Source organism: Stenotrophomonas sp. Bg11-02 (genome assembly GCF_002836635.1).
Classification (GTDB): Bacteria; Pseudomonadota; Gammaproteobacteria; order Xanthomonadales; family Xanthomonadaceae; genus Stenotrophomonas; species Stenotrophomonas lacuserhaii.
In genome coordinates this window covers 151,920-174,780 of sequence record NZ_PJAY01000070.1, presented here as the reverse complement: position 1 = coordinate 174,780, position 22,861 = coordinate 151,920, and the positions used below count along the sequence as shown (strand labels likewise).

At 68.7% G+C, this 22,861-nt stretch carries 19 protein-coding genes; 14 read left to right on the top strand and 5 right to left on the bottom strand.

The annotated features are described in order from the left end of the window. Positions 1–612 carry a DNA-3-methyladenine glycosylase gene (locus CXG43_RS17960; protein ID WP_101101418.1) on the bottom strand — a complete coding sequence of 204 codons (612 nt, stop codon included), beginning with the start codon at positions 610–612 and terminating at the stop codon, positions 1–3. 129 nt (positions 613–741) lie between these two features. Here CXG43_RS17960 and CXG43_RS17955 point away from each other — a divergent pair, with 129 nt between their 5' ends. The 4 genes from CXG43_RS17955 to CXG43_RS17940 all read left to right on the top strand — a co-directional run bounded on the left by CXG43_RS17955 (position 742) and on the right by CXG43_RS17940 (position 4,189). Further along, the gene (locus CXG43_RS17955; protein ID WP_232767869.1) at positions 742–1,482 is read left to right on the top strand and encodes a DUF72 domain-containing protein; all 741 of its coding nucleotides are present in this window, start codon (positions 742–744) and stop codon (positions 1,480–1,482) included. Further along, complete coding sequence (locus tag CXG43_RS17950; RefSeq protein ID WP_101101416.1) at positions 1,475–2,203, top strand: DNA-formamidopyrimidine glycosylase family protein; 729 nt, start codon at positions 1,475–1,477, stop codon at positions 2,201–2,203. The genes CXG43_RS17955 and CXG43_RS17950 overlap by 8 nt, the downstream gene beginning before the upstream one ends. After that, entirely contained in the window at positions 2,200–2,778 is a 579-nt protein-coding gene (locus CXG43_RS17945; RefSeq protein ID WP_101101414.1) for a GIY-YIG nuclease family protein, read from the top strand. Before CXG43_RS17950 ends, CXG43_RS17945 begins: the two co-directional genes overlap by 4 nt. Positions 2,779–2,929: 151 nt before the next feature. Further along, complete coding sequence (locus tag CXG43_RS17940) at positions 2,930–4,189, top strand: carbohydrate porin (RefSeq protein WP_157825087.1); 1,260 nt, start codon at positions 2,930–2,932, stop codon at positions 4,187–4,189. A 6-nt stretch (positions 4,190–4,195) separates the two neighbouring features. Here the strand turns inward: CXG43_RS17940 and CXG43_RS17935 are convergent, their stop codons facing one another. Together CXG43_RS17935 and CXG43_RS17930 are read right to left on the bottom strand one after the other, a co-directional pair. Continuing rightward, entirely contained in the window at positions 4,196–4,849 is a 654-nt protein-coding gene (locus CXG43_RS17935; protein ID WP_101101495.1) for a response regulator transcription factor, read from the bottom strand. After that, complete coding sequence (locus tag CXG43_RS17930; RefSeq protein WP_101101409.1) at positions 4,846–7,884, bottom strand: sensor histidine kinase; 3,039 nt, start codon at positions 7,882–7,884, stop codon at positions 4,846–4,848. The genes CXG43_RS17935 and CXG43_RS17930 overlap by 4 nt, the downstream gene beginning before the upstream one ends. 103 nt (positions 7,885–7,987) lie before the next feature. On the opposite strand from CXG43_RS17930, the gene CXG43_RS17925 reads away from it, so the two are divergent. The 9 genes from CXG43_RS17925 (at position 7,988) to CXG43_RS17885 (ending at position 18,495) form a co-directional block, all read left to right on the top strand. Continuing rightward, positions 7,988–8,353, top strand: coding sequence for a hypothetical protein (locus CXG43_RS17925; protein ID WP_101101493.1), 366 nt, complete (start codon positions 7,988–7,990; stop codon positions 8,351–8,353). Positions 8,354–8,406: 53 nt separating this feature from the next. Further along, complete coding sequence (locus CXG43_RS17920) at positions 8,407–8,796, top strand: helix-turn-helix transcriptional regulator (RefSeq protein ID WP_101116329.1); 390 nt, start codon at positions 8,407–8,409, stop codon at positions 8,794–8,796. Between the two features lie 30 nt (positions 8,797–8,826). Then, positions 8,827–9,483 carry a hydrolase gene (locus CXG43_RS17915; RefSeq protein ID WP_101101405.1) on the top strand — a complete coding sequence of 219 codons (657 nt, stop codon included), beginning with the start codon at positions 8,827–8,829 and terminating at the stop codon, positions 9,481–9,483. 2 nt (positions 9,484–9,485) lie between these two features. Further along, positions 9,486–9,914, top strand: coding sequence for a DoxX family protein (locus CXG43_RS17910; RefSeq protein ID WP_101101403.1), 429 nt, complete (start codon positions 9,486–9,488; stop codon positions 9,912–9,914). A gap of 122 nt (positions 9,915–10,036) precedes the next feature. Beyond that, a complete protein-coding gene (locus CXG43_RS17905; protein WP_198551476.1) occupies positions 10,037–11,884 on the top strand; it encodes an amidohydrolase in 1,848 nt (615 codons plus the stop codon). Beyond that, the gene (locus tag CXG43_RS17900) at positions 11,863–13,161 is read left to right on the top strand and encodes an alginate export family protein (protein ID WP_101101399.1); all 1,299 of its coding nucleotides are present in this window, start codon (positions 11,863–11,865) and stop codon (positions 13,159–13,161) included. The genes CXG43_RS17905 and CXG43_RS17900 overlap by 22 nt, the downstream gene beginning before the upstream one ends. Next, the gene (locus CXG43_RS17895; protein WP_101101397.1) at positions 13,155–14,789 is read left to right on the top strand and encodes an MFS transporter; all 1,635 of its coding nucleotides are present in this window, start codon (positions 13,155–13,157) and stop codon (positions 14,787–14,789) included. Before CXG43_RS17900 ends, CXG43_RS17895 begins: the two co-directional genes overlap by 7 nt. A gap of 36 nt (positions 14,790–14,825) precedes the next feature. Further along, the gene (locus tag CXG43_RS17890) at positions 14,826–15,650 is read left to right on the top strand and encodes an alpha/beta hydrolase (protein WP_101101395.1); all 825 of its coding nucleotides are present in this window, start codon (positions 14,826–14,828) and stop codon (positions 15,648–15,650) included. Positions 15,651–15,930: 280 nt separating this feature from the next. Beyond that, the gene (locus CXG43_RS17885) at positions 15,931–18,495 is read left to right on the top strand and encodes a methyl-accepting chemotaxis protein (RefSeq protein ID WP_101101393.1); all 2,565 of its coding nucleotides are present in this window, start codon (positions 15,931–15,933) and stop codon (positions 18,493–18,495) included. 19 nt (positions 18,496–18,514) lie between these two features. Here CXG43_RS17885 and CXG43_RS17880 read toward each other — a convergent pair whose 3' ends face one another. Continuing rightward, positions 18,515–19,273, bottom strand: coding sequence for an SDR family oxidoreductase (locus CXG43_RS17880; RefSeq protein WP_101101391.1), 759 nt, complete (start codon positions 19,271–19,273; stop codon positions 18,515–18,517). A gap of 101 nt (positions 19,274–19,374) precedes the next feature. Here CXG43_RS17880 and CXG43_RS17875 point away from each other — a divergent pair, with 101 nt between their 5' ends. Next, complete coding sequence (locus CXG43_RS17875) at positions 19,375–20,280, top strand: LysR family transcriptional regulator (protein ID WP_101101389.1); 906 nt, start codon at positions 19,375–19,377, stop codon at positions 20,278–20,280. A 49-nt stretch (positions 20,281–20,329) separates the two neighbouring features. Here the strand turns inward: CXG43_RS17875 and CXG43_RS17870 are convergent, their stop codons facing one another. Further along, entirely contained in the window at positions 20,330–22,849 is a 2,520-nt protein-coding gene (locus tag CXG43_RS17870) for a PepSY domain-containing protein (RefSeq protein WP_101101386.1), read from the bottom strand. Positions 22,850–22,861 lie beyond the last annotated feature (12 nt).

Genomic DNA, 22,861 nt, shown 5'->3' with positions numbered 1-22,861 from the left:
TCAGCGCCGCGGGCGCACCGAAACATGCAGATGGTCGGCCACGTGCCAGCGCCACGGAAAGTCCATGGCCCGGCTGATGCCGATACGCGGGCCCACCACCGGATCGCGCGGCGGCGCGGTGCCATCATCGGCCAGCACGATGCCGCCGTCGGCACCGACCAGATCGGCACCGTCCATCGCGCCGGTGATGCCGAAGGCCTGCGAGAGTTTCCCCGGGCCGCTGGCGAGATCGCGGTCGCGCTTCGCCTTGGGCCGGGCCTGGCGCATCGCATCCAGGCCCAGCAGGGGCTCGGCAGCGCGCAGCAACACGCCCACGCCCTCACCGACCTCGCCGCAGACCGCGTTGCTGCCCCAGTGCATGCCATAGGTGAAGTACACGTACAGATGTCCCGGCTCGCCGAACATGGTGGCGTTGCGCGCGGTCATGCCTCGGTAGGAGTGCGCCGCCGGGTCTTCGCTGCCCGCATAGGCTTCCACCTCGACGATGCGTGCGGCGCGGCCATCGGCGCGTAGCAGCACTTTGTTCAACAGCTCCGGGGCCACCATCGTGGGATGGCGGCGATAGAACGCGCGGGGCAGGACCGACCACTGCGGGGGAAGAAAATCGAGCATGCCAACAGGCTGCACCGACAACGGTGTGCACGAAGTCAAAGCGGCGCCTGCACGGCGCAGGCATGCGCACTTCGCCTGTTGCTAACGGTCGCGGGGAGACGCTGCGGGCAGGCGTTGGGAGGACAGGCAGTGGCAACCGAGGTGCGCGTGGGATGTGCGGGGTGGTCGATACCGGGGCGCTACCGGACAGCGTTCGAGGCCGAGGGCAGTGCACTGGAGCGTTACGCTTCGCGTCTGTCGGTGGCCGAAATCAATTCCTCGTTCTATCGCGCGCACCAGCCGGCAACCTATGCGCGCTGGGCGGAAGCGGTGCCGGCGCACTTCCGCTTCACCGTGAAAATACCACGCGCCATATCGCATGAGCTGCGGCTACGCGGCACGGGTGCCTTGCTGGACCGGTTCCTTGATGAAAGCGGCCACCTGGGCGACCGTCTCGGCGGGCTGCTGCTCCAGTTGCCGCCGTCACTGGCCTTCGATGCGCGCGTGGCATCCACGTTCTTTGCGATGCTGCGCCGGCGTACAGCCGTGCCCGTGGCGTGCGAGCCCCGCCACGCTGGCTGGTTTGATGAAGCGGCGGAGGCGTTGATGGATCGCTACGGCATCGCGCGTGTCGCAGCGGATCCGCCGCGCATGGATGCAGGCGCCAGGCCTGCCGGAGCGAGGTGTTGGCGTTACTGGCGCTGGCATGGCAGTCCGCGGACCTATTACAGCGACTATGACGAGCAGGCACTGCATCGGCTGGCGGCAGAGGTGCGTGTGGCATCCACCGAGGGGCACCCGTCCTGGGTGATCTTCGACAACACCGCGCACGGCTTCGCCACGGCCAACGCGTTGCGCCTGCAGGCGCTGCTGGAGCCCGCCCATGCCTGAAGGTCCTTCCATCATCATCCTGCGCGAAGCCGCGGCGCGTTTCCGCAACCACACGGTGCGCGTTGCTTCCGGCAACAGCAGCCTCGACCTTGCCCGCATGCAGGGCCGACGCGTGGTGTCCGTGCGCAGCTGGGGCAAGCATTTCCTGCTGGAGTTCCGTGGCTTCAGCCTGCGCGCCCACCTGCTGATGTTCGGCACGTGGCGCATCGACGAAAGGAAGCCGACGACCGCGCGTGCCTCGCTGGCCTTCGATAACGGCGAGCTCAATCTCTACACCTGCTCGTTGAAGTACATCGAAGGTCCACTCGACGATGCCTACGACTGGCGCGCGGACGTGATGAATCCCGCGTGGGATCCCAGACTGGCACGGCGCAAGCTGAAAGCACGGCCGGACACGCTGATATGCGATGCCTTGCTGGACCAGGACATCTTTGCCGGGGTGGGCAACATCATCAAGAACGAGGTGCTGTTCCGCACGCGCGTGCATCCGGCTGCGACCATCGCCAGCATCCCGCCGCGAAAGCTGGGGCAGGTGATTACCCAGGCACGCCAGTACAGTTTCGACTTCCTGGCCTGGAAGAAGGCCTGCGAACTCAAGAAGCATTGGCAGGTACATACCCGCCGGACGTGCCCCCGCTGTGGCGGTCCGGTGTCCAAGCAGTACCTGGGGACCACCCGGCGCCGCACGTTCTTCTGCCCGGTCTGCCAGGCGCTGCCATGAACGTGCGGATCGACGGCCAATGGTTCACCTATGTGTTTCCCTGCGCGTGGGAGGACTACTGCAAGATAGGCTTCTCGCGCGATCCACTCGGACGCATCGGTGCGCTGCACCGGCGATGGTTCGAATTCTTCGACCTGGAAAATGGGTGGCTGGTGGAAACGGAGACCCAGCGTGATGCGCGTGACCTGGAACTGGAGCTGCGCCGTCCGCTGAAGCTGCACCGTTCGCCTGCACCGTTGACCGTGCAGCAGAAGGCGGGCGGGAAGACCGAATGGGTCCGTGGCGCCAGCGAGGGATTGGACGCCGCCGTGCGCGGGCTGGCGGCGCGCGGCCATCATGTGTATCCGCTGCGTGCCTGGTTGCAGGCGATGCTGTTGCAACGTATTGACCGGCTGTACGCATGGTCTGCCGCGCAGCTGCCTGAAGAGGACGATCTCCGCCATGAACGCATCGAGGTGGAGGTGGCGCTGCGCGACGCGCTCGATGCTTATGCCGCATTGGACATTGACCCGCGCCCCTGGTTGCCGGAGCACGTGGCAAGCTGGTACGCCGGGGATGGGCCACGTCGCTTCTGACTAGGCGGCGCGCCAGTCACGCGGACATACCCTGACATTCTTCGCCCTTCCTGCAGCACAGGCTGTGACCTTCTCCGCAGACCCATATCGCGGCGCAGGGTGAACGAAGGACGGCGTGCCACGTTGAGGCTCCTTGCAGCAAGGAGTCGACGTGGACAATTCTTTCATCGGGCTGCGTGTTCTGGCCGGCCTGGGTCTCGCCGCGGCAGCGCAGGGTGCGCTCGCACAGGGTGTCACCGGTGACTGGGGCGGGCGCCGCCCGGCATGGCAGGACAACGGCATCACGCTTGATCTCAGCTACACCGTGGAAGCGGCGCGCAACACAGCCGGCGGCCAGCGCCGCACCAGTGCCCATGCGGGCCAGCTGTCCGCAAGCGCACGCTTTGACCTGGAGCGGTTGTGGGGCTGGTCCGGCACCCGTGCCCAGCTCTCCCTGAGCCTGCGCGACGGAGACAGTGTCACCGCCCGGGCCGGCCTGGGCAGCCTGATGGCAAGCCAGGAAATCCATGGGCGTGGCCACATCCCCCGGCTGGGCAGCCTGTGGCTGGGGCGGCAGTCCGCCGATGGCCGCTTCGATGCAAAGGCGGGCCGGCTTGCGGTGGGGGAGGACTTCAACATGCTCGACTGCGTTGCCATGAACCTGGCGCTGTGCGGTGGCCAGGTGGCGCTGTTCGGGGGCGACTACTGGTTCAATTCGCCGCTCAGCCAATGGGGCGCGGTGGTCACCTACCGGCCGCTGCCCGCGGTCTACCTGCGTGCGGCTGCGTACCAGATCAACCCCCGCTATGCCGATGAACGTGGGGGTGGCCTGCGCCTGGCACCGGCCGGCACGATCGGCACCCTCACACCGCTGGAAATGGGCTGGGAGCCGTCATTCGACGGGCGCAAGGGTCGGTATGCGGTGGGTGGCTGGTACAGCAGTGCGCCGCGTGCGGACGCGGTGCAGCCGCTACCGATCCCTGCGGGCGGCGGCATGGCGTTGCTGCGCACCGGTGCCTACGGCGGATGGGCCAGCGCGCAGCAGCAGCTGACCCACGGCAACGCAAGCAGCGAATCAGCGGGATTGCGGACCCAGCTGGCCTTCGCACAGGGTGATCGCCGCACTGGCGAGATCGACCAGATGATCAGCCTGCAGCTCGTCCACACCGGAACCACCCGCTCGCGGCCGGATGACCGCATCGGCCTGGGGCTTGCCAGTACCCGGGTCAATCCGCGCGTGGCCGACAGCCAGCGACAGCGCCACCGCGGTCCGCCCGCAAGGCGCGAGCAGGTCGCCGAGGTCTTCTACGGCTGGAAGCCCGCCGCCGGACTGGACCTGCAGCCCGGTGTCCAGTACGTGCGCCACCCCGGTGGGCTGGCATCGCGCAAGGATGCGGTGGTCGTAGGCTTCAAGGCGGACGTGCGCTTCTGAGCCGTCTCAGCGTTCGCCGGTTTCATCATCCAGGCTGATGATGCCGCGGCGCAGGGCCATGGTGACCGCATGCGTGCGGTCACCGACGCCCAGCTTCTCCATGATGCTTTTCATGTGCGCTTTGACGGTCTGCTCGGAAATCTGCATCTGCTCGCCCACGCGCCGGTTGGACATGCCGGCCGCAACGTGGACCAGCACTTCGGTTTCGCGCGGGGACAACCGGTCTTCCACCACGTGGGCCGCGATGCTGGCGGCCAGTTGAGCCGGAATGGCAGCGCGGCGACCGCCAGCGACGCTGCGGATGGTGTCGATCAGCTCATGCCGCAGCATGTCCTTGAGCAGGTAGGCACTGGCGCCGGCCTGCAGCGCGCGTACCGCGCGGACATCGCCGCGGTACGTCGTCAACACGATGATGCGGGCCTTGGGATCCTGTGCACGGATGCGCATGATGGCTTCAACGCCATCGATGCCAGGCAGCTGCAGGTCCATCAGCACCACCTCCGGGTGCAGCCGCAGATAGCATTCCACCGCCTGTTCGCCATCGGCGGCTTCGCCCACCAGATGCATGTCCGACTGGGTGGACAGCAGCGCGCCCAGGCCATCGCGCAGCAGCGGATGGTCGTCGACGATCAGCACGCCGATGGAATCGTTGGGGTTCATGCTGGAGGTTTCCTGTTGGGCAGCCAGCGTCGCCATGGGGAGGGGCGTTGCCGGTAGATGCGATTGGCGGGCACCGACAGCGCGATCTCGGTGCCCAGCCCGGGACGCGACCAGACGCGTAGTTCTCCGCCCAGTCGGCGCGCGCGCTCGCGCATGCCCTGCATGCCCCAGTGGCCGTCGGCGGCGCCGTGGGTGTCGGTCATGCCGCGGCCGTCATCGCGCACGTGCAGCAGCAGGCAACTGCGCCCGTAGGCCAGTTCCACTTCGATCGCCCCGGCCTGGGCATGGTGCAGGGCGTTGCGGATCGCTTCGCGACCGATCAGGAAGACTTCTTCGGCCGCGTGGGCCTGCAACGGCGGTGCCGCCCCTTCGATGGTCAGCCGTAGCGGATTGACGCCCTGGCCGGCGAACTCTTCATGCACATGGGCCAAGGCGGTCACCAGGTCCTGGCCGGCAGCCGGGCCGTCGCGCAGCGCCGCAACGCGTTCGCGGCCTTCGGCGAGGTTCTGCTCGGCCAGCTGCATGGCCGCCTCCAGGCTGCTGCGCACGGCGGGCGAGGCGTGGGCGGACTGGCTGATGGCATGCAGGCGCAGGATCAGGCCCTGGCTGCCCTGCAGCAGGGTGTCGTGCAGGTCGCGCGCGATCCGCTCGCGTTCGCCGTGGCGCTCCTGCAGGCGGGCGCGCACCAGCGCGGCAAGCTGCCCACTGCGGATGCGCACGGCCATCACCAGCAGGGCCAGCACCGCCAGCACGCACAGCAGCTTGAACCACAGCGTCTGCATGAAGGTGGGGGCGATCTGGAAAGTGCGTGCCGCCGGGGTGCTGCTCCAGATTCCATCTTCGTTGGCGGCCATCACCTCGAAGCGGTAGGTTCCGGGCATGAGGTTGGTGTAGTGCGCGCGGGTCTGGCTGCCTGCCTCCTGCCAGCTGCTGTCCACGCCGGACAGCTGGTAGCGGTAGCGGGTGCGCTCGGGTCGCGCCAGTGACAGCGCCACGTAGTCGATCTGCACCTGGTCGGTGCCGGCGGGAAGCCGCAGTCCGTCGCGCAGCAGTGCATGCTGCCCATCAAAGGACACCTCGCCGATGCGCACGTCCGGCGCACGTTCGTTGCGATGGGGCAGGGTGGTGTCCAGCCACGCCAGGCCCTGGTTGGTCGCCAGCCACAGCAACCCATCATCGGCCAGCATCGCCGTGGCGGTGGGGCTGCTCTGCAGCGCGATGCCCGGCATGCCGTCGGCATCGTCGAACAGGCGCGGGGAGAGCGCGCGAGCGCTGCCTGCCGCCGCCCGCAGCGCATCGGCATCGGTGCGCAGCAGGCCGCGGCTGCCGTTCAACCAGCGCGTGCCCGTTGCTTCACCGGCGATGCCGGTAATGCCTTCCAGCACGCCGGGGATATCGGCCTGCAGCACGTGGAAGCGCGCGCCTTCCAGTGCGGCAAGGCCGGATTCGCCGGCGACCAGCAGTTCCTCACCGCGTGCGTACACGGCGGTGACTGGACCGACATCCAGGCCCTGCGCCGGACCGTAAGCGCGTACCGAGTGGCCATCGACCACGTGCAGCGTTCCATCGTCATGCCCGACCAGCACACGCCCGCGCTCGTCCACGCTGACCAGGCTGCAACTGCGTGCGGGCAGACGCGGATCATTGCGCCATCGACCGTCCTTGAAGTGCAGCGTGTAGGGGCCGGCACACGCCCACGCTTCGTCCTGCGTGGCGAAGAACACCGAATTGAAGGATTGCCCGGCGGTCCAGCTCGGCGCGGCGAACGCTACCGTCCGGCCAGCGGTACGTCGGTACAGCACGTCATCATGGAACAGCCATAGTGGAACAGCAGACCGCAGGCTGGCGCGCTGCATCGCCGCCGCGCCGGCATGGACCAGGCTGCGTTGCAGGTCGAACATCCGCAGGTCGTCATCGTAGCCCTGCACCTGGCCACCCGCGGTGCGGTACAGGGTCCGGTACGGCCCCGACGAACCGACATCCTGCAGCGCATGCACGCTGCGCGCACGGAACCGGTTCAGGCCCAGGTTGGTGCCGATCCAGATGTTGCCTTCGCGGTCTTCCAGCAGCGGCGAGGCCGAGGTCGACGTCAGTCCCTGCGCCACGTCGAAGTTTTCCAGCAGTGTGGGCTGGGTGCCGTCGAAGCTGAGCCGGAACACGCCGCCACTGCCGATGCGGGTGCCCCACAGGCTGCCATCGCGCGCGAACAGGATGCGATCGGCGCGTAGGTCGGCAAGGCGTCGGGATTCGCGTTGCGCGGGCGACAGCACGGTGCCGTTGCGCGCCACCGGCAGGATGCCGCGTCGCCGGTCGGCCAGCCACAGGCTGCCATCGGCGCGCTCGGCCAGCACCGACTGCGGTGATGCCTCCACCTCGGTGGGCTCGAACCGCTTGGCGCCACGCGGAAGCCGCCACAGTGCGTTGCCGGCCAGCAGCCACAGCGTTCCCTGGTGGTCGCGCTGCAGCCAGTGCGCGGGCTGGGAGGGAACCTGCATCGCGGGCGTGGGCGGCTGCCACTGTTGGCCGTCGTACCAGCGCAGGCCGCCCTTGAGCGCCGCCCACAGCCGTCCACCGCCATCGCGCGCCATGCGCGGCACCGGGCCGTTGGGGACATCGCGCCCGGTAAGGAAACTGCGCAGCCGGTTTGGTTGCAGATGGCTGATGCCGGCCTGGAAATAACCGATCCACAGGCTGTCGTCGTGGTCCAGCAGCAACGACACCATGTTGGTGGATGGAAAGCTGCTGTCCGGCGGCGCCGCGTCGCGCTCGAAGCGGTGGCCATCGAACCGGTAGAGCCCGGATCCGGTCGCCAACAACAGTGTGCCCTGGCGATCCTGCGCGATGTCCCACACATCTCCCGGCGCGCCCTGGCCGACGCGCCAGGCGCTGTGCTGGAAGCCGGGCAGCCCGGCCTGCGCCTGCGGTGGCACCGGCAGCGCCGCACGCGCGGCCATCGGCACCGCGACGCACAGCAACACCCCCTGCAGCAGGCAGGTGCACACGTGGCGCAGCAGCAGGGAAGGTGCAAGCGGCATGCTGCATTCTCGCAGGCCGGGGGCACTGGCGGCCTACCCGATCGGGGCAGGTGGGCCGGTGCTGGATCAGGTAACCATGCAGGCCTGTCCACGGGAGGGTGGAATGCAGCGTCTGTTCGTGATGTTTCCTGATCGTGCCCCGGGTATCGGCCTGCTGTGGATACGGCTGTGCCTGGCGGTTGCGATGTGCTCGCCCTGGCCGGTGGCCGCGTGGCAGCAATGGGGCGCGGCCTCGGCGGCGCTGCTGCTGGCCCTCGGCGGGCTGACCCCGCTGGCCGTGGCGTTGGCTACGCTAGTGTTGTGGACCGGGAAGGGCGGCGCGGCGCTGGTCCTGCTGCCTGCTTGCCTGTTGCTGCTCGGTCCCGGCGCCTACTCGCTGGATGCCTGCCTGTTCGGTCGGCGGGTGCTGCTGGCCGCCCGGCGGGTGCCCCCCCCCGAAAGAGTGAGCTGCCCACCCCGTCGGGGGTAGGGCCTCGGCGCGTCTGCCGCCACGCTATGCACTCCCCACCACGAGCACTGCCGATGGCCACCGACACCCCGTGCCGCGGCGCACCTTCGGCGATGCCTGGCCTCAATGCGGGGCAGGCGGCAGCGGTCCGCCGCGCGCAGGCGTTCATGGAGCAGAACCTCGGCCAGCCGATCGACGTGGTGCAGATCGCCGCCGCTGCGTGTGTCAGCCGCTTCCACCTCGCCCGCTTGTTCCGCAGCGCCACCGGGCTCAGCCCGACCGGATGGCTGCGCCAGCGTCGCATCGACCAGGCCCGCCACTGGTTGCGCGAAGGCTCGCAGCCGGTCGGCCGTATTGCCAGCGAACTGGCGTTCTTCGACCAGAGCCATTTCACCCGCAGTTTCCGCGCCGCCACCGGTTGCAGTCCGCGCCGTTACGCGCTGCACGCTGCGTCTCCTTACTGATTCCCTGCCACCCTCCCTGGAGCCAACCGCATGAACAAGGCCACCGCCGTCCCCGGCAACGCGCTGCTGTCCCCGACCGACCACGCGCTGGTGCTGATCGACCATCAGTCGCAGATGGCGTTTGCCACCCACACCATCGACATCTCCGCGCTGCGCAACAACGTCTCGTTGATCAGCAAGGGCGCCAAAGGCTTCAAGGTGCCGGTGGTGCTGACCACCGTGGCGGAGAAGTCGTTCTCCGGTCCGCTGTTCCCGGAACTGCCGGCGATCTTCCCGGGCCAGCCGGTGTTCGACCGCACTTCGATGAACGCCTGGGAAGACCAGGGCGTGATCGATGAGATCAACCGCATCGGCAAGCAGCGCCTGGTCATCGCCGGCCTGTGGACCAGCGTCTGCATCGTCGGCCCGACCCTGTCGGCGATCGAGCAGGGCTTCGAGATCTATGTCATCACCGACGCCTGCGGCGACGTGAGCGAGGAGGCGCATGAGCGCGCCGTCACCCGCATGGTGCAGGCCGGCGCGGTGCCGATCACCAGCGTGCAGTACCTGCTGGAGCTGCAGCGCGACTGGGCGCGCGGTGAAACCTACGACCTCACCACCGGCATCGCCCGCGAGCATGCAGGGGGCTACGGGGTGGGAATCCAGTACGCCAAGACCATGTTCGGCGCACAGGAAGGCGGTCACTGAGCATGGGCAGCAGCCATGCCCTGGACGTGGCGCTGCTGATGCTGCGCGTGGCGGCGGGAGGATTTCTGTTGCCACACGCGCTGGGCAAGTTGTTCGGCTGGTTCAACGGCCCGGGCCTTGCCGGCTTTGCCGGCGAGCTGCGCGGGTTCGGCCTGCCTGCCGCGGCACCGTTGCCGCTGCTGCTGGCGGGGGTACAGGTGCTGGCCGGGCTGTCGGTGCTGCTCGGCTGGCAGACCCACCTCGCCGCGCTGGTCGGCGCAGCGTTCATTGCGTTCACCGCGCTGCTGGCGCTGCCACGCGGGTGGTTCTGGATGCGCGGCGGCGTGGAGTACCCGGTGATGTGGACGCTGCTGCTGCTGTCGGTCGCGCTGGCTGGCGCCGGTACGTTCTCGCTTGATTCCTTCCTTGCTTCCCCTGGAGTGCCGTCATGAGCCCCGACCCCACCCTGCCTGGCCGCCGCGAGGTGCTGCTGGGGGCTGGCGCGGCACTCGCGCTGGGCCTGGCCGGCCGCGACCTGGCAGCGGCTTCTTCCCCCTCATCGCAGGAGCGTCGCATGAGCACGCTGGTCATCCGCAATGCCCGCATCACCACCCTCGACCCGGCGCAGCCGCACGCACAGGCACTGGCCGTGCAGGACGGGCGCATCGTCGCCGTCGGCAGCGACGAGGACATCATGCGAGGCTGGTCCGCTGAGGCAACAATCATTGATGCTCAGGGGCGCGGGCTGGTGCCCGGGCTCAATGACAGCCATACCCACCTGATCCGCGGTGGACTCAACTACAACCTGGAACTGCGCTGGGACGGCCTGCGCTCGCTGGCCGATGCGTTGGCCATGCTGAAAGTGCAGGTCGATCGCACGCCCGCACCGCAATGGGTGCGCGTGGTCGGTGGCTTCACCGCTGCCCAGTTCAGCGAAAAGCGCCTGCCGACGCTGGAAGAAATCAACACCATCGCCCCGGATACGCCGGTGTTCCTGCTGCACCTGTACGACCGCGCGCTGCTCAACCGTGCTGCGCTGCGGGCCTGCGGCTATGACAAGAACACGCCGGATCCGCCCGGTGGGCAGATCGTGCGCGACAAACTGGGCAATCCCACCGGCCTGCTGCTGGCCAAGCCGAACGCGGTGATCCTGTACGCCACGCTGGCCAAGGGCCCCAAGCTGCCGATCGAGTACCAGGCCAATTCGACACGCCATTTCATGCGCGAGCTGAACCGGCTGGGGATCACCTCGGTGATCGATGCCGGCGGTGGCTTCCAGAACTATCCCGAGGATTACCAGGTCATCGAACAGCTGCACCGCGATGACCAGCTCAGCGTGCGCATCGCCTACAACCTGTTCACCCAGAACAAGGGTGGTGAAGTCGGTGACTTCCAGCGCTGGAGCGAGATCCTGCAACCACGCCAGGGCGACGACCTGCTGCGCCACAATGGCGCGGGCGAGATGCTGGTGTTCTCCGCGGCGGACTTCGAACTGTTCAACGAACCACGACCGGAGTTGCCGCCGGAACTGGAGCCGGAACTGCATGACGTGGTGCGGCTGCTGGTGGAAAAGCGTTGGCCGTTCCGCATCCATGCGACCTACGACGAAAGCATCTCGCGCATCCTGGACGTCTACGAGCAGGTCAACCGCGAGGTGCCGTTCGACGGCCTGCACTGGTTCATCGACCACGCCGAGACCATCACCCCGCGCAACATCGAGCGCATCCGCGCGATGGGTGGCGGGCTGGCGATCCAGCACCGCATGGCCTACCAGGGCGAGGCGTTCGTCGAACGCTACGGCGTGCAGGCGGCACGCCACACGCCGCCGGTGAAGCGGATGCTGGCCGAAGGCGTCCCGGTGGGTGCCGGCACCGACGCCACGCGCGTAGCCAGCTACAACCCGTGGGTCGCGCTGTCGTGGCTGGTCACCGGCCGTACCGTGGGCGGGCTGGCACTGTATGGCGATGAGAACCTGCTGGAACGCGAACAGGCGCTGCGCCTGTGGACCCAGGGCAGCGCGTGGTTCTCCGGCGATGAAGACCACAAGGGCACGCTGAAGGCCGGCCAGCTGGTCGATTTCATCGTGCTGTCGGCTGATTACTTCCGCGTGGACGACAACCAGATCGCCGACATCACCAGTGTGCTGACCGTGCTGGGCGGACGCATCGTGCACGCCGCCGAAGACTACGACGGGCTGGCACCGGTACTGCCGCCGGCAATGCCGGACTGGTCACCGGTCAACCGTTTCGGCGGCTACCACGTCGGCGGCACGGCCACGGGTCTGGCGATGGCGCATCACCATCATCACGGCGCGTCCTGTGCCACCCACGGCGCACACGGCCATGCGGCCCACCATGCGCCACCGACCGGTGACCTGCAGGCGTTCTGGGGCGCCATGGGCTGCTCGTGCTTCGCGTTCTGACCCTCGCCGTGCTGGCACTGCCTGCGCTGGCACAGGCGCGGGCGCAGGCCGGCTGCGAGGCGGGCCATTGCAGCGCACTGGGCAACGGCGATGTGCAGTGGGATGCCTCGCTGCGGCTGCGTGGGATGTACTTCGACCCCACCCGCTTCGGCATTGGCGGCAGCGAAGACGGCTATGGCCTGCTGCGCGGGCTGGGATCGGCGACGTATCGCCGCGATGACTGGCAGGCGCGCGTGCAGCTGGGCGTGCATGCCGAACAGGGACGCGCCGGTGGACCCGGCGGCACCGATCAAGGTGCGCTGGACGTGCAGCAGGCCTACTGGCGCTGGCAGGGGCGGCACGCTTGGCTGCAGCTGGGACGGCAGGAAGCCAGCTACGGCAGTTCGCGGTTGCTGTCGGTGCGCGATGGACCGAACATCCGGCTGGCGTTCGATGGCGTGCGGCTGGGCTGGCGTGGCGCAGTCGGCCGGCTGGATCTGCTGGCGCTGCGCGCGGTGGACAACCGCCCCGGCGCGTTCGACGACCGCGGCGAGCCGGGTGCCCACCTGTGGGGCGCGTGCGCGACCAGCGCCGCAAGGGGCAGCAGCGGCCAATGGGATGGCTACCTGCTGGATTACCAGCGCGACGGCGCACGCTTCGCCGACGGCAACGGGCGCGAACGGCGGCAGACGCTGGGCACGCGCTGGTTCGGCCAGGCCGATGCACTTGATTGGAACGTGGAGGCAGTGGCACAGCGGGGTCATCTGGACACCGCCACGCAGCGGCTGCACGTCCGTGCCTGGACGCTGGCCAGCGATACCGGCTGGCGCTGGCACCAGGCGCCGCTGCAACCACGGCTGGGGGTGAAGCTGGACATCGCCAGCGGTGACCGCGATGCGGGCGATGGGCGCCTGCAGACCTTCAATGCGCTGTACCCGAAGTCGTCCTATTTCAGCGAGGCCAGCCTGCTGGCGCCGGCCAACCTGCTCGACGTCCAGCCGACCCTGGACCTGCAGCTCAGCGAGCGCCTCAGCACCCAGCTGGGCGTGCAGCTGGCCTGGAAACAACAGCGCAGCGATGCGGTGTACACCACGCCGGCACCGCTGCTGCCGTTGCCCGGCAGTGCCGGTGGCGCGCGCCGCATCGGCACCCAGTACAAGGCCGAAACCCGCTGGCAGGCCAGCGAGGACTGGCTATGGCAATGGCAGCTGGCCTGGGTGGATGCCGGTCCGGCACTGCGCCAGGCCGGTGGCCGCAACACTCTTTTTGCCTCCATCGTAGGAGCGTGGCAATGGTAAACACCGCTTCCCCCGCTGCACCCGGCGCCTGGGCGCCGCTGCAGATCAGCATGTTCCGCGCGTTGTGGTTGGCCATCATGGGCAGCAACATCGGCACCTGGGTCAACGACGTGGCCGCGGCCTGGGTGATGGCCGAACGCACCGGCTCGCCGCTGATGGTCGCGCTGGTGCAATCGGCCACCACCGTGCCGATCGTGCTGCTGGCACTGGTGGCCGGCACGCTGGCCGACATCGTCGACCGTCGCCGCTACCTGCTGGCCACCCAGGGCTGGATGCTGGCGGTGGCCGGCACCATGGCCGTGCTGACCCACCTGGACATGCTCAGCCCGACCCTGCTGGTGGTGCTCACCTTCTGCATGGGTTGCGGCGCGGCGATGGCGATGCCGGCGCAGGCGGCGATCGTGTCCGAACTGGTACCGCCGCCGATGCTGGCCTCGGCAGTGGCGCTGAACTCGATCGGCATCAACATCGCGCGTTCGCTGGGCCCGGCCATCGGCGGGGTGATCGTCGCCCAGCTGGGGGCTACGTGGGCGTTCGGCTTCAATGCGATCAGCTTCGCCGCCATGCTGGTGGTGCTGCTGCGCTGGAAGCGTGATCCGAAGGTCGCCAGCCTGCCGCCGGAGGGCTTCGGCGCCGGGCTGAAATCCGGCCTGCGCTATGCCAGCCGGGCCGGCCACCTGCAGGCGGTGCTGATCAAATCCGCAGGTTTCTTCTTCTTCGCCAGTGCGATGACCGCGCTGCTGCCGGTGGTGGTGCGCGGGCAGATGCAGGGCGGGGCAGGGCAGTACGGCATGTTGCTGGGCTGCGTGGGCATCGGCGCGGTCAGTGGTGCCCTGCTGCTGCCGAAACTGCGCGCGCGGCTGGACCGTGACCTGCTGGTGCTGCTGGCCACGCTGGCACTGGCGCTGAGCCTGGTCGGGCTGGCCCTGCTGCGCAGCTGGGTGCTGTTGCCGCTGGCGATGCTGGTCAACGGCTTTGCCTGGATCACCGTGCTGTCCTCGCTGCAGATCGCCGCGCAGACCGCGGTTCCGGCGTGGGTGCGGGCGCGTGCGCTGGCGCTGTACATCATGGTGTTTTCGCTCGGCATGGCGGCCGGTGGACTGTGCTGGGGCGCACTCGCCCAGCGCAGCACGCCCACCCTGGCGCTGCTGGTGGCGGCCGTCGGTTCGGTGGTGGCGGGCCTGCTGGTATGGCGCGTGCGCATCTCCGGGACCGAAGAACTGGACCTGCGTCCGGCCGGCCATTGGCCTGCACCGGAACTGTCGGTGGCGGTGGCGCATGACCGCGGACCGGTGCTGGTGACGGTGGAATACCGCATCGATGCCGCCGACCGTGCGGCTTTCCATGCGTGCATGCGGCTGCTTGGCCGCGTGCGCCGCCGCGATGGCGCAGTGCTGTGGGGCGTGGCCGAAGATGTCGCCAGCCCCGGCGTGCACCTGGAGTATTTCCTCACCGCGTCGTGGCTGGAGCACCTGCGCCAGCACGAGCGCATCACCTCCGATGACAAGGCCGTACAGGAGCAGCTGCGTGCGTTGCACCGGGGCGAGCGGCACCCGGTGGTACGTCATTTCGTCGGCGGCAGCGATCCCCTCGAAGCCGCCGTGCCGCACACCCACAGTGACATCTGACCCACTGTTCCATCCACTTCGACAGGAGCCAACCCCATGAGCCACTTCGTTACCGTCAAAGACGGCGCCCGCATCTTCTACAAGGACTGGGGCACCGGCCAGCCGATCGTGTTCGCGCATGGCTGGCCGCTCAGCTCCGACGCCTGGGACCCGCAGATGCTGTTCATGGGCCAGAACGGCTTCCGCGTCATCGCCCACGACCGTCGCAGCCACGGACGTTCCAGCCAGACCTGGGACGGCAACAACATGGACACCTACGCCGACGACCTGGCCGCCGTGCTGGAGCAGGCCGAGGTCAAGGACGCGATCCTGGTCGGGCATTCCACCGGTGGTGGTGAAGTGGCGCATTACGTGGGTCGCCATGGCAGCAGCCGCGTGGCCAAGGTGGTGCTGGTCGGTGCGGTGCCGCCGCTGATGCTGCAGACCGCCGGCAACCCCGAAGGCACGCCGCTGGATGTCTTCGACGGCATCCGCAAGGGCACCGGAGGTGACCGCTCGCAGTTCTTCCAGGACCTGGCCACGCCGTTCTTCGGTGCCAACCGCGATGGCAACGCGGTCACCCAGGGCATGCGCGATTCGTTCTGGCTGCAGGGCATGCTGGGCGGTGTGAAGGGCCAGTACGACTGCGTCCGTGAGTTCTCTGAAGTGGACTACAGCGAAGACCTGAAGAAGATCGACGTGCCGACGCTGGTGATCCACGGCGACGACGACCAGATCGTGCCGATCAAGGCCGCTGCCGAGAAGTCGATCAAGCTGCTCGCCAACGGTACGCTGAAGGTCTACCCGGGTGCGCCGCATGGCCTGACCTCGACCCACGCCGATCAGTTCAACGCCGACCTGCTGGCCTTCGCCAGGGCCTGATCAGGCCCCACGCACGAGCGGTACATCGGAATGGCCGGAGCGCGTGAGCGCTTCGGCCAGTTCGTTTCCGGCCTTGCCGGATCGCGGTGGAGTACGCAATGACCGGGGTGCTGCGGCGAACCAGGCCACAGCCTGGAGCGTGCACTGTCATCGATGCGACTTGCGGCGCTGTTACAACGAGCAGCGTCCCGCGTGCAGCGCGGCACATTCCGGCAACAGCGGGCTAAAGTCTGGTCAGGGCACGCCGATACCGATGCGTCATTCCGCCTCGGATCCTGTCATGCCGGCTGCCCCCCACATCCTGCGTTCCGCCTCCCTCCGCCTGCGCCGCCTTGCGGTGCGCGCGTGGCCTTCCCTGCACCACCTGGCCCGGCTCAGCGTGGCTGCCAAGATCAAGGCCAGCCTGCTGGTCTGTGGCCTGGGCCTGGTCACCATTGCCGCGATGTACGGCTGGACCAGCCACGGCAGCGAACGTGCCGCACAGAGCTTCGCGGTCTACCAGCAGGGCACCGGACTGGCCGCCACGCTGGCCGCCGACATCGCCGAAGCCAGGCGGCTGCAGACCCAGTATGCACGCAGTTTCGATGCCGCCGACCGCGATGCGCTGCAGGTTGCCCAGCAGCGGCTGCGGGCCACCTTGCAGCAGCTGCGGGCACTGCCGATGGACGCGACGCGTCGGCAGGCATTGGCCGAACTGACCACCCAGGCCGACGCGTTCGCCGAAGGCATCGCCGCGCTCAACGCGCGCGTGGATGAAATGGGACGTGGTGACGAAGCGATGTCGGCGCAGCTGGCGCAGGCGGCCGACGCCGTGCAGGCGGCGGTGGACGCAACGCAACGCCCGCTGCTGGCCCTGCACGTGCAGCGCATGCGCCGGCAGGAAAGCCTGCTGCTGCTGAGCGGCGACTCCCGGCATGCAGACCGCGCCAGCGAGGAGAAACTCCCGTTCGATCTCGCGCTGGCGGGCCTGCCGGACGATGCGCAGCAGCAGCTGCGCGATCTGATGGATACCTACCAGGGCGCGCTGCTGACCTACACCGCCGCCCGCATGGGGCTGGACGTGGAAGCGCAGTCGCTGGTGGATACGGCGGCCAGCATCACCCCCGCGCTGCAGGCCTTCCAACAGGCGCAGGCAGCCAGCCTGGAGCAGGCGCGCAGCCGCCAGCAGGCGCAGGCCACACGCCTGGGTGTGCTGTTCGCCGCCTCGCTGCTGGTGGTGGCCGTGGTGCTGATCGGCACGCTGTTGATGGTGCTGCATGCCGTGCGCCGACCGATCCAGGACACCCTGCGTTTTGCGCAGGACATCGCCGAGGACCGCCTGGATACGGTGTTGCGCGTGCATAACCCGCACGATGAAATCGGCCAGTTGGCGCAGCGGCTGGGCCACATGCAGCAGCAGCTGCGCGCACGCATCGAACACGAACGGGCGGTGGCGCAGGAGAACGCCCGTGCGCGGCAGGCACTGGACAGCGCCTCCACCGGCCTGATGGTGGTCAATCCGCAGGGCGAAGTGACCCATGCCAATCCGGCGTTGCTGCAGACCCTGGGGGCGGGCGGGAACGACGTGCTGGGCCGGCCTGCCCGACAGCTGCATCCCGCGCTGGCGCGGATCGACGGCAGCGGCCGGCGCGAGTACGACATCCAGCACGGCGGCACCACCTGGCAGCTGGTGACCACGCCGATCTTCGAGGCCGGCCAGTCACTCGGCGAGGTGGTGGAGTGGCGCAGCCGTGCGCTGGAAGTCCTGCTGGAAACCGAAGTCGGCGCGCTGGTGGATGCGGCGGCCCAGGGTGAGCTGGCCGGCCGCATTCCGCTGCAGGGAAAGCAGGGCTACGTGCATCGCCTGTCAGCCAGCATCAACCACCTGCTGGCGACCTTCGAACACAACCTCGGCGACCTGCAGGTCCTGCTGGCGGCACTGGCGCGGGGCGACCTGCGCGTACGCATGGAGGGTGAGCTGGACGGGGTGTTCGCGCGCATGCGCGATGATGCCAACGCGACCGTGGACCAGCTGGCGGGCATCGTGGCGGGCATCCAGGACGCGGCGCGCTCGATCGGCGATGCGGCCGGTGAAATCAGCGCAGGCAATGCGGATCTTTCCATCCGTACCGAGCTGCAGGCGGCCAACCTGGAAGAGACCGCCGCCTCGATGCACGAGCTGACCGGTACCGTATCGCGCAATGCCGACGCCGCCGGACAGGCCGACACACTGGTACGCGCCAGCGCGGACGTGGCGACGCGCGGTGGTGAGGCGGTGGGGCAGGTGCAGCGTTCGATGCAGGACATCAGCGCGTCGTCGCGACGCATCGGCGAGATCACCGCGCTGATCGACGGCATCGCCTTCCAGACCAACATCCTGGCGTTGAATGCCGCCGTCGAGGCGGCACGTGCCGGCGAGCAGGGTCGCAGTTTCGCGGTGGTCGCCAGTGAAGTGCGCCTGCTGGCGCAGCGCAGCGCCGATGCGGCCAGGCAGATCAAGGGACTGATCGAGGACTCGGTGCAGCAGGTGGGGCAGGGCACGCGTGCGGTCAGCCAGGCCGGTGCCACCATGGAAGAACTGCAGGCCAGCGTGCAGCAGGTGGCCGCGATCATGGCGCAGATCCGCGATGCCTCGCTGGAGCAGCGCAACGGCATCGGCCAGGTCAACCAGACCATCGTGCAGATGGATGCAAGTACCCAGCAGAACGCGGCGATGGTGGAAGAGGCCACGGCTTCGGCGCGTGCACTGGAAGCGCAGGCGGAGGTGCTGGCCGAGGCGGTGGCGGTGTTCCAGCTGCGCGGTGTCGGCGAAGTGCGGTCGGCGCCCCTTTCCCCATCGGGAAAAAGGACGCCGGTCGTGGGCTGAGCCCGCCGTTGCGGATCGCCTAGATGAACATGCCCCCAGAGGCTTCCACGCGTTGGGCATTGATCCAGCGCGTGTCCGCCGACATCAGCGCGACCACGGCCGGGCCGACGTCATCGGGTTTGCCGGCGCGGCCGAGCGCGGTGGACGAGGCGACCATCGCATTGATGCCGGCATCGTCACGCACGCGGCCGCCGCCGAAATCGGTTTCGATCGCACCGGGCGCCAGCGTGTTGGCACTGATGCCCCGCGCGCCCAGTTCCTTGGCCAGGTAGCGGGTGAACACTTCGATGCCGCCCTTCATCATCGCGTAGGCCGAACTGCCCGGCAGCGAAAAGCGCGCCAGCCCACTGGACACGTTGAGGATGCGGCTGCCATCGGCGAGCAGCGGCAGCAGCGCCTGGGTCAGGAAGTAGGGGCCTTTCAGGTGCACGTTGACCAGGTGGTCGAACGAGGCCGGGGTGGTGTCGGCGATCAGCGCGTAGTGGCCTTCGCCGGCATTGTTGACCAGGCCATCCAGGCGCCCACGGCCCCAGTCGGCAAGCTGGGCCTGCAGCCTTTCGACGAACGCGGCGAACGAGGCGCTGTCGGCCACGTCCAGTGGCAACGCGGCAGCGCGTCGGCCCAGTGCTTCAACCTGCGCCACGACCTCGTCGGCGGCGGACGACTGACTGCGGTAGGTCAATACGATGTCGGCGCCGTCGGCGGCCAGGGCGAGGGCGGCGTTGCGGCCGAGGCCACGGCTGCCACCGGTGATCAGCAGGGTGCGGGAAACGGACATGTCCAACTCCAACGGGCGGGTAGGTGACCAGCCTATTGGGCTTGCGAGGGCGAATAAACTGCGTGATCCTGATATGACTGTTCAACAATGGCCGACAATCAATGGACAGCGTGTCGCAACTGCGTACCTTCCTGCATGTGGCCGAGCGTGGCTCCTTCACCCGCGCGGCAGAGAGCCTGGGGCTGCCAAAGGCCAGCGTGTCGCTGGCGGTACAGCGTCTGGAAGCAGCACTGGGCACCCAGCTGCTGCACCGGACCACGCGCCGCGTGCAGCTGACGGCGGACGGTGAACAGCTATTCCAGCGCGCCCGCGACCTGCTGGATGACATGGAGGACCTGCAGGGCATGTTCCGCCGCGATACCGCGCAGCTGCGCGGGCGGCTGCGGGTGGACATGTCCAGTGGGCTCGCACGGCACCTGATCCTGCCGCAGCTGCCGGCCTTCCTGGAACAGCACCCAGGGCTGGAGATCGAACTCAGCGGCACCGATCGCCGTGTCGACCTGGTGCGCGAAGGCTTCGACTGCGTGCTGCGGGTCGGTGCGCTGGACGACAACACGCTGGTGGCGCGACCGCTGGGCAGCATGGACATGGTCAACTGTGCCAGCCCCGGTTACCTCGCCGCGCGTGGCACGCCGCTCACACTCCAGGCGCTGGGCGGGCATCGCCTGGTGCACTACGTGAGCACGCTGGGGCAACGGCCCGCAGGGTTTGAATACCGCGATGGCGACCACTACCGGAGCCTGCCGATGGCCGGTGCGGTGACCGTCAACAGCGGCGATGGCTACACCGCCGCCGCGCTGGCCGGGCTGGGCATCATCCAGGTGCCACGGCTGGGCGTGCGCCAGGCGCTGCGTGACGGAACGCTGGTTGAAATCCTGCCGCAGCTGCCGTCCGAACCGATGCCGGTCACCCTGCTGTACGCGCAGCGCCGACATCTGCCCGCACGGGCGCGGGTGTTCATGGACTGGGTGGCCGCGCTGCTGCAGCCGCATCTGTTGCCCTCGTAGTGTCGAGCTTGCTCGACACAGGGGCGGTATCGAGCAGGCTCGACACTACTCAATACACGTCGCGCCGGTAGCGGCCCTCGGCACTCAGCGCATCCAGCGCCTCCTCGCCCAGGGTTTCGCGCAGCACCTCGTCCACGCCCTGCGCCATGCCCTGCAGCGAACCGCACACGTACACACAGGCGCCGTCGGCGATCCAATGACGCAGCTCCGCGCTGGCCGCGCGCAGCAGATCCTGCACGTACATCCGGGTGCTGCCATCGCGCGACCACGCCTGGTCCACCCGGGCCAGGTGCCCCTGCTGCTGCCAGGCGATGATTTCCTGCGCGTACAGCGCATCGCAGGCCTGCTGGCGTTCGCCGAACAGCAGCCAATGGCCATGCTGGCCTGCGCCGTCGGCTTCGCGCAGCAGGCTGCGCAGGCCGGCAATGCCGGTGCCGTTGCCGATCAGGATCATCGGTGGCGCATCGTCGTGCCGGTGGAAGCCCGCATTGCGCCGCACGCGCGCGGGCACGCCGCCGCCAATGCCCGCATGCAGGGACAACCAACCCGAACCGATGCCGGGCCGGCCATCCTCACCCTGCACCAGGCGCACCACCAGCTGCACGTGGCCATCGGCCAGGCAGCTGGCGATTGAATATTCGCGCGTTGGCAGCGCCGGCAGCTGGTCGAGCCACTGCGCGGCGTCATGCACCGGCTGCACCTGGTCGATCGGCGGCAACACGCGCCGCGCCGCCGCATCGTGCACGCGCTGTTCCAGCCCATCCACATGCACCGGCGCGTCGACATCCAGCCCGGCCGCGGCCAGCACCGCAGTGACATCGTCCGCAGCATGGCGCGGTGCCACCTGCAGGATGTCGCCGGCCTGCCAGCCCGCGCCGTCCGGCGGCCGCAACGTCACCTGCCAGATCGCGCCGCCCTGGCTGCCGGGATTGAGCAGGCTGCGTTCGTGCAGCGTCCACTCCTGCAGCACGCTGCGCGCCTCGGCGTCCTCGGCCACTTCCACGCCGGTCAGCGAGGAAAGCTGGGCCTGCCAGCGCTGCAGCGCACCGGCGTCATCGCCATCCACGTCGATGCACGGGAACAACGCCGCCGCGCCCTGTTCGCCCAGCCACTGTTCCACCCGCCGCGCGAAGCCGCAGAAACGCGCGTACTGGCGATCGCCCAGCGCCAGCATCGCGTAGCCCAGTTCCGGCAGCGCCTGCGCCTGCATCAGCACCTTGCGTTCGAAGGCGCGCGCGCTGTCCGGCGCTTCGCCATCGCCGAAGGTGCTGACCACGAACAACGCACGGCGCGCCTGCTGCAGCATGCCGCCATCCAGGCGCGCCATCGGCGTGACCTGCACGCGCATGCCGGCCGCCTGCAGCTGCCCGGCCGCGCGCCAGGCCAGTTGTTCGGCCTGGCCACTCTGGCTGGCGAAGGACACCAGCCACGCCGGCCCGTCCGCATCGCCCGCCGGCAGCGCTGCGGCGAGGTCCACGCGTGAGGCGCGCACTGCGTGCTTCTTCGCGCGGCGATCCAGGTACAGCATCCAGCCGGTGACGAAGAACAGCACCATCAGCAGGCTCGACAGCATCACGACCAGTCGCCCGGGCAGACCGAAGAAGCTGCCCGAATGCAGCGCGAACATGCTGCCCAGCACCTTTTCACCGCCATCCAGATCGGCATATGCGCGCCGGTCCAGCACGGCGCCACTGGCGGGATCGATCTGCAGGGTGTCGTAGGCGCGGTCATGGTGGGAACGCCCGACGGACATCACCCGTGCGGTGACCGGGCGGTCGCCGCGCGCCGGCAGGCGCAGGTCGATGTAGCCTTCGCGCACGCCGGGCAGCGCATACAGGCTGGCCTGCACGCGCTGCAGGTCCAGCGCCCCGCTTGCCTGCAGCGCGGGCGTGGCAACCGGTGGCCCGCCGAGCAGGCGGGTCAGCCCATCGCGGTACCAGTCGAAGGACCACCACAGGCCGGTCAGGGCGATCAGGAGGTAGACCGGCAGCACCCAGGTGCCGATCACCGAATGCAGGCTCCACAGGAAGCTGCGGCCATTGTGTTTCCACTCCACCGACAACCAGCTCCGCCAGCTCCACCATTGCCGCGGCCAGCGCAGGTAGATGCCCGACAGCACGAACACCAGCAGGATGATCGTGCAGCTGCCAGTGACCAGCCGGCCGCGGTCGCCCGCCACCAGGCGACGGTGCAGGTCCTCGGTGAAATCGAAGAAGCCCTGGCCACGCAGCGCGCTGAAGCGTTCGCCGCTGTAGGGGTCGAAGTACACCCAGTTGTCGCGGCCGCCATCGAAGCGGGCCACCGACGGGCGCTGGCCGGTGGCATCCACGCGCAGACGCTGCAGGGCGGTGTGGCTGCCTTCGGCCATCGTGGCCGCCAGGGTGTCCAGCGGCAGCGTCTGGCGGCCATCGCCCTGCTGGGCGGCAACTGCGGCGAAGTGCGGATTCAACGCGCGCAGCAGATCGTCCTCGAAGGAGAGGGTGGCGCCGGTGAGACCCATCAGGGCGAGCACGGTGCCGGCGGTGATGCCGAGGAACCAGTGCACCTGGAAGAGAACGGTCTTGAACATCGGGGGAGAAGA

Excerpts from the sequence above, each read along its gene's own strand:
- CXG43_RS17960 (WP_101101418.1), bottom strand. The coding sequence starts at position 612 with ATGCTCGATTTTCTTCCCCCGCAGTGGTCGGTCCTGCCCCGCGCGTTC.
- CXG43_RS17950 (WP_101101416.1), top strand. The coding sequence starts at position 1,475 with ATGCCTGAAGGTCCTTCCATCATCATCCTGCGCGAAGCCGCGGCGCGT.
- CXG43_RS17945 (WP_101101414.1), top strand. The coding sequence starts at position 2,200 with ATGAACGTGCGGATCGACGGCCAATGGTTCACCTATGTGTTTCCCTGC.
- CXG43_RS17935 (WP_101101495.1), bottom strand. The coding sequence starts at position 4,849 with ATGAACCCCAACGATTCCATCGGCGTGCTGATCGTCGACGACCATCCG.
- CXG43_RS17930 (WP_101101409.1), bottom strand. The coding sequence starts at position 7,884 with ATGCCGCTTGCACCTTCCCTGCTGCTGCGCCACGTGTGCACCTGCCTG.
- CXG43_RS17925 (WP_101101493.1), top strand. The coding sequence starts at position 7,988 with ATGCAGCGTCTGTTCGTGATGTTTCCTGATCGTGCCCCGGGTATCGGC.
- CXG43_RS17920 (WP_101116329.1), top strand. The coding sequence starts at position 8,407 with ATGGCCACCGACACCCCGTGCCGCGGCGCACCTTCGGCGATGCCTGGC.
- CXG43_RS17915 (WP_101101405.1), top strand. The coding sequence starts at position 8,827 with ATGAACAAGGCCACCGCCGTCCCCGGCAACGCGCTGCTGTCCCCGACC.
- CXG43_RS17910 (WP_101101403.1), top strand. The coding sequence starts at position 9,486 with ATGGGCAGCAGCCATGCCCTGGACGTGGCGCTGCTGATGCTGCGCGTG.
- CXG43_RS17905 (WP_198551476.1), top strand. The coding sequence starts at position 10,037 with ATGAGCACGCTGGTCATCCGCAATGCCCGCATCACCACCCTCGACCCG.
- CXG43_RS17895 (WP_101101397.1), top strand. The coding sequence starts at position 13,155 with ATGGTAAACACCGCTTCCCCCGCTGCACCCGGCGCCTGGGCGCCGCTG.
- CXG43_RS17890 (WP_101101395.1), top strand. The coding sequence starts at position 14,826 with ATGAGCCACTTCGTTACCGTCAAAGACGGCGCCCGCATCTTCTACAAG.
- CXG43_RS17885 (WP_101101393.1), top strand. The coding sequence starts at position 15,931 with ATGCCGGCTGCCCCCCACATCCTGCGTTCCGCCTCCCTCCGCCTGCGC.
- CXG43_RS17880 (WP_101101391.1), bottom strand. The coding sequence starts at position 19,273 with ATGTCCGTTTCCCGCACCCTGCTGATCACCGGTGGCAGCCGTGGCCTC.
- CXG43_RS17875 (WP_101101389.1), top strand. The coding sequence starts at position 19,375 with ATGGACAGCGTGTCGCAACTGCGTACCTTCCTGCATGTGGCCGAGCGT.
- CXG43_RS17870 (WP_101101386.1), bottom strand. The coding sequence starts at position 22,849 with ATGTTCAAGACCGTTCTCTTCCAGGTGCACTGGTTCCTCGGCATCACC.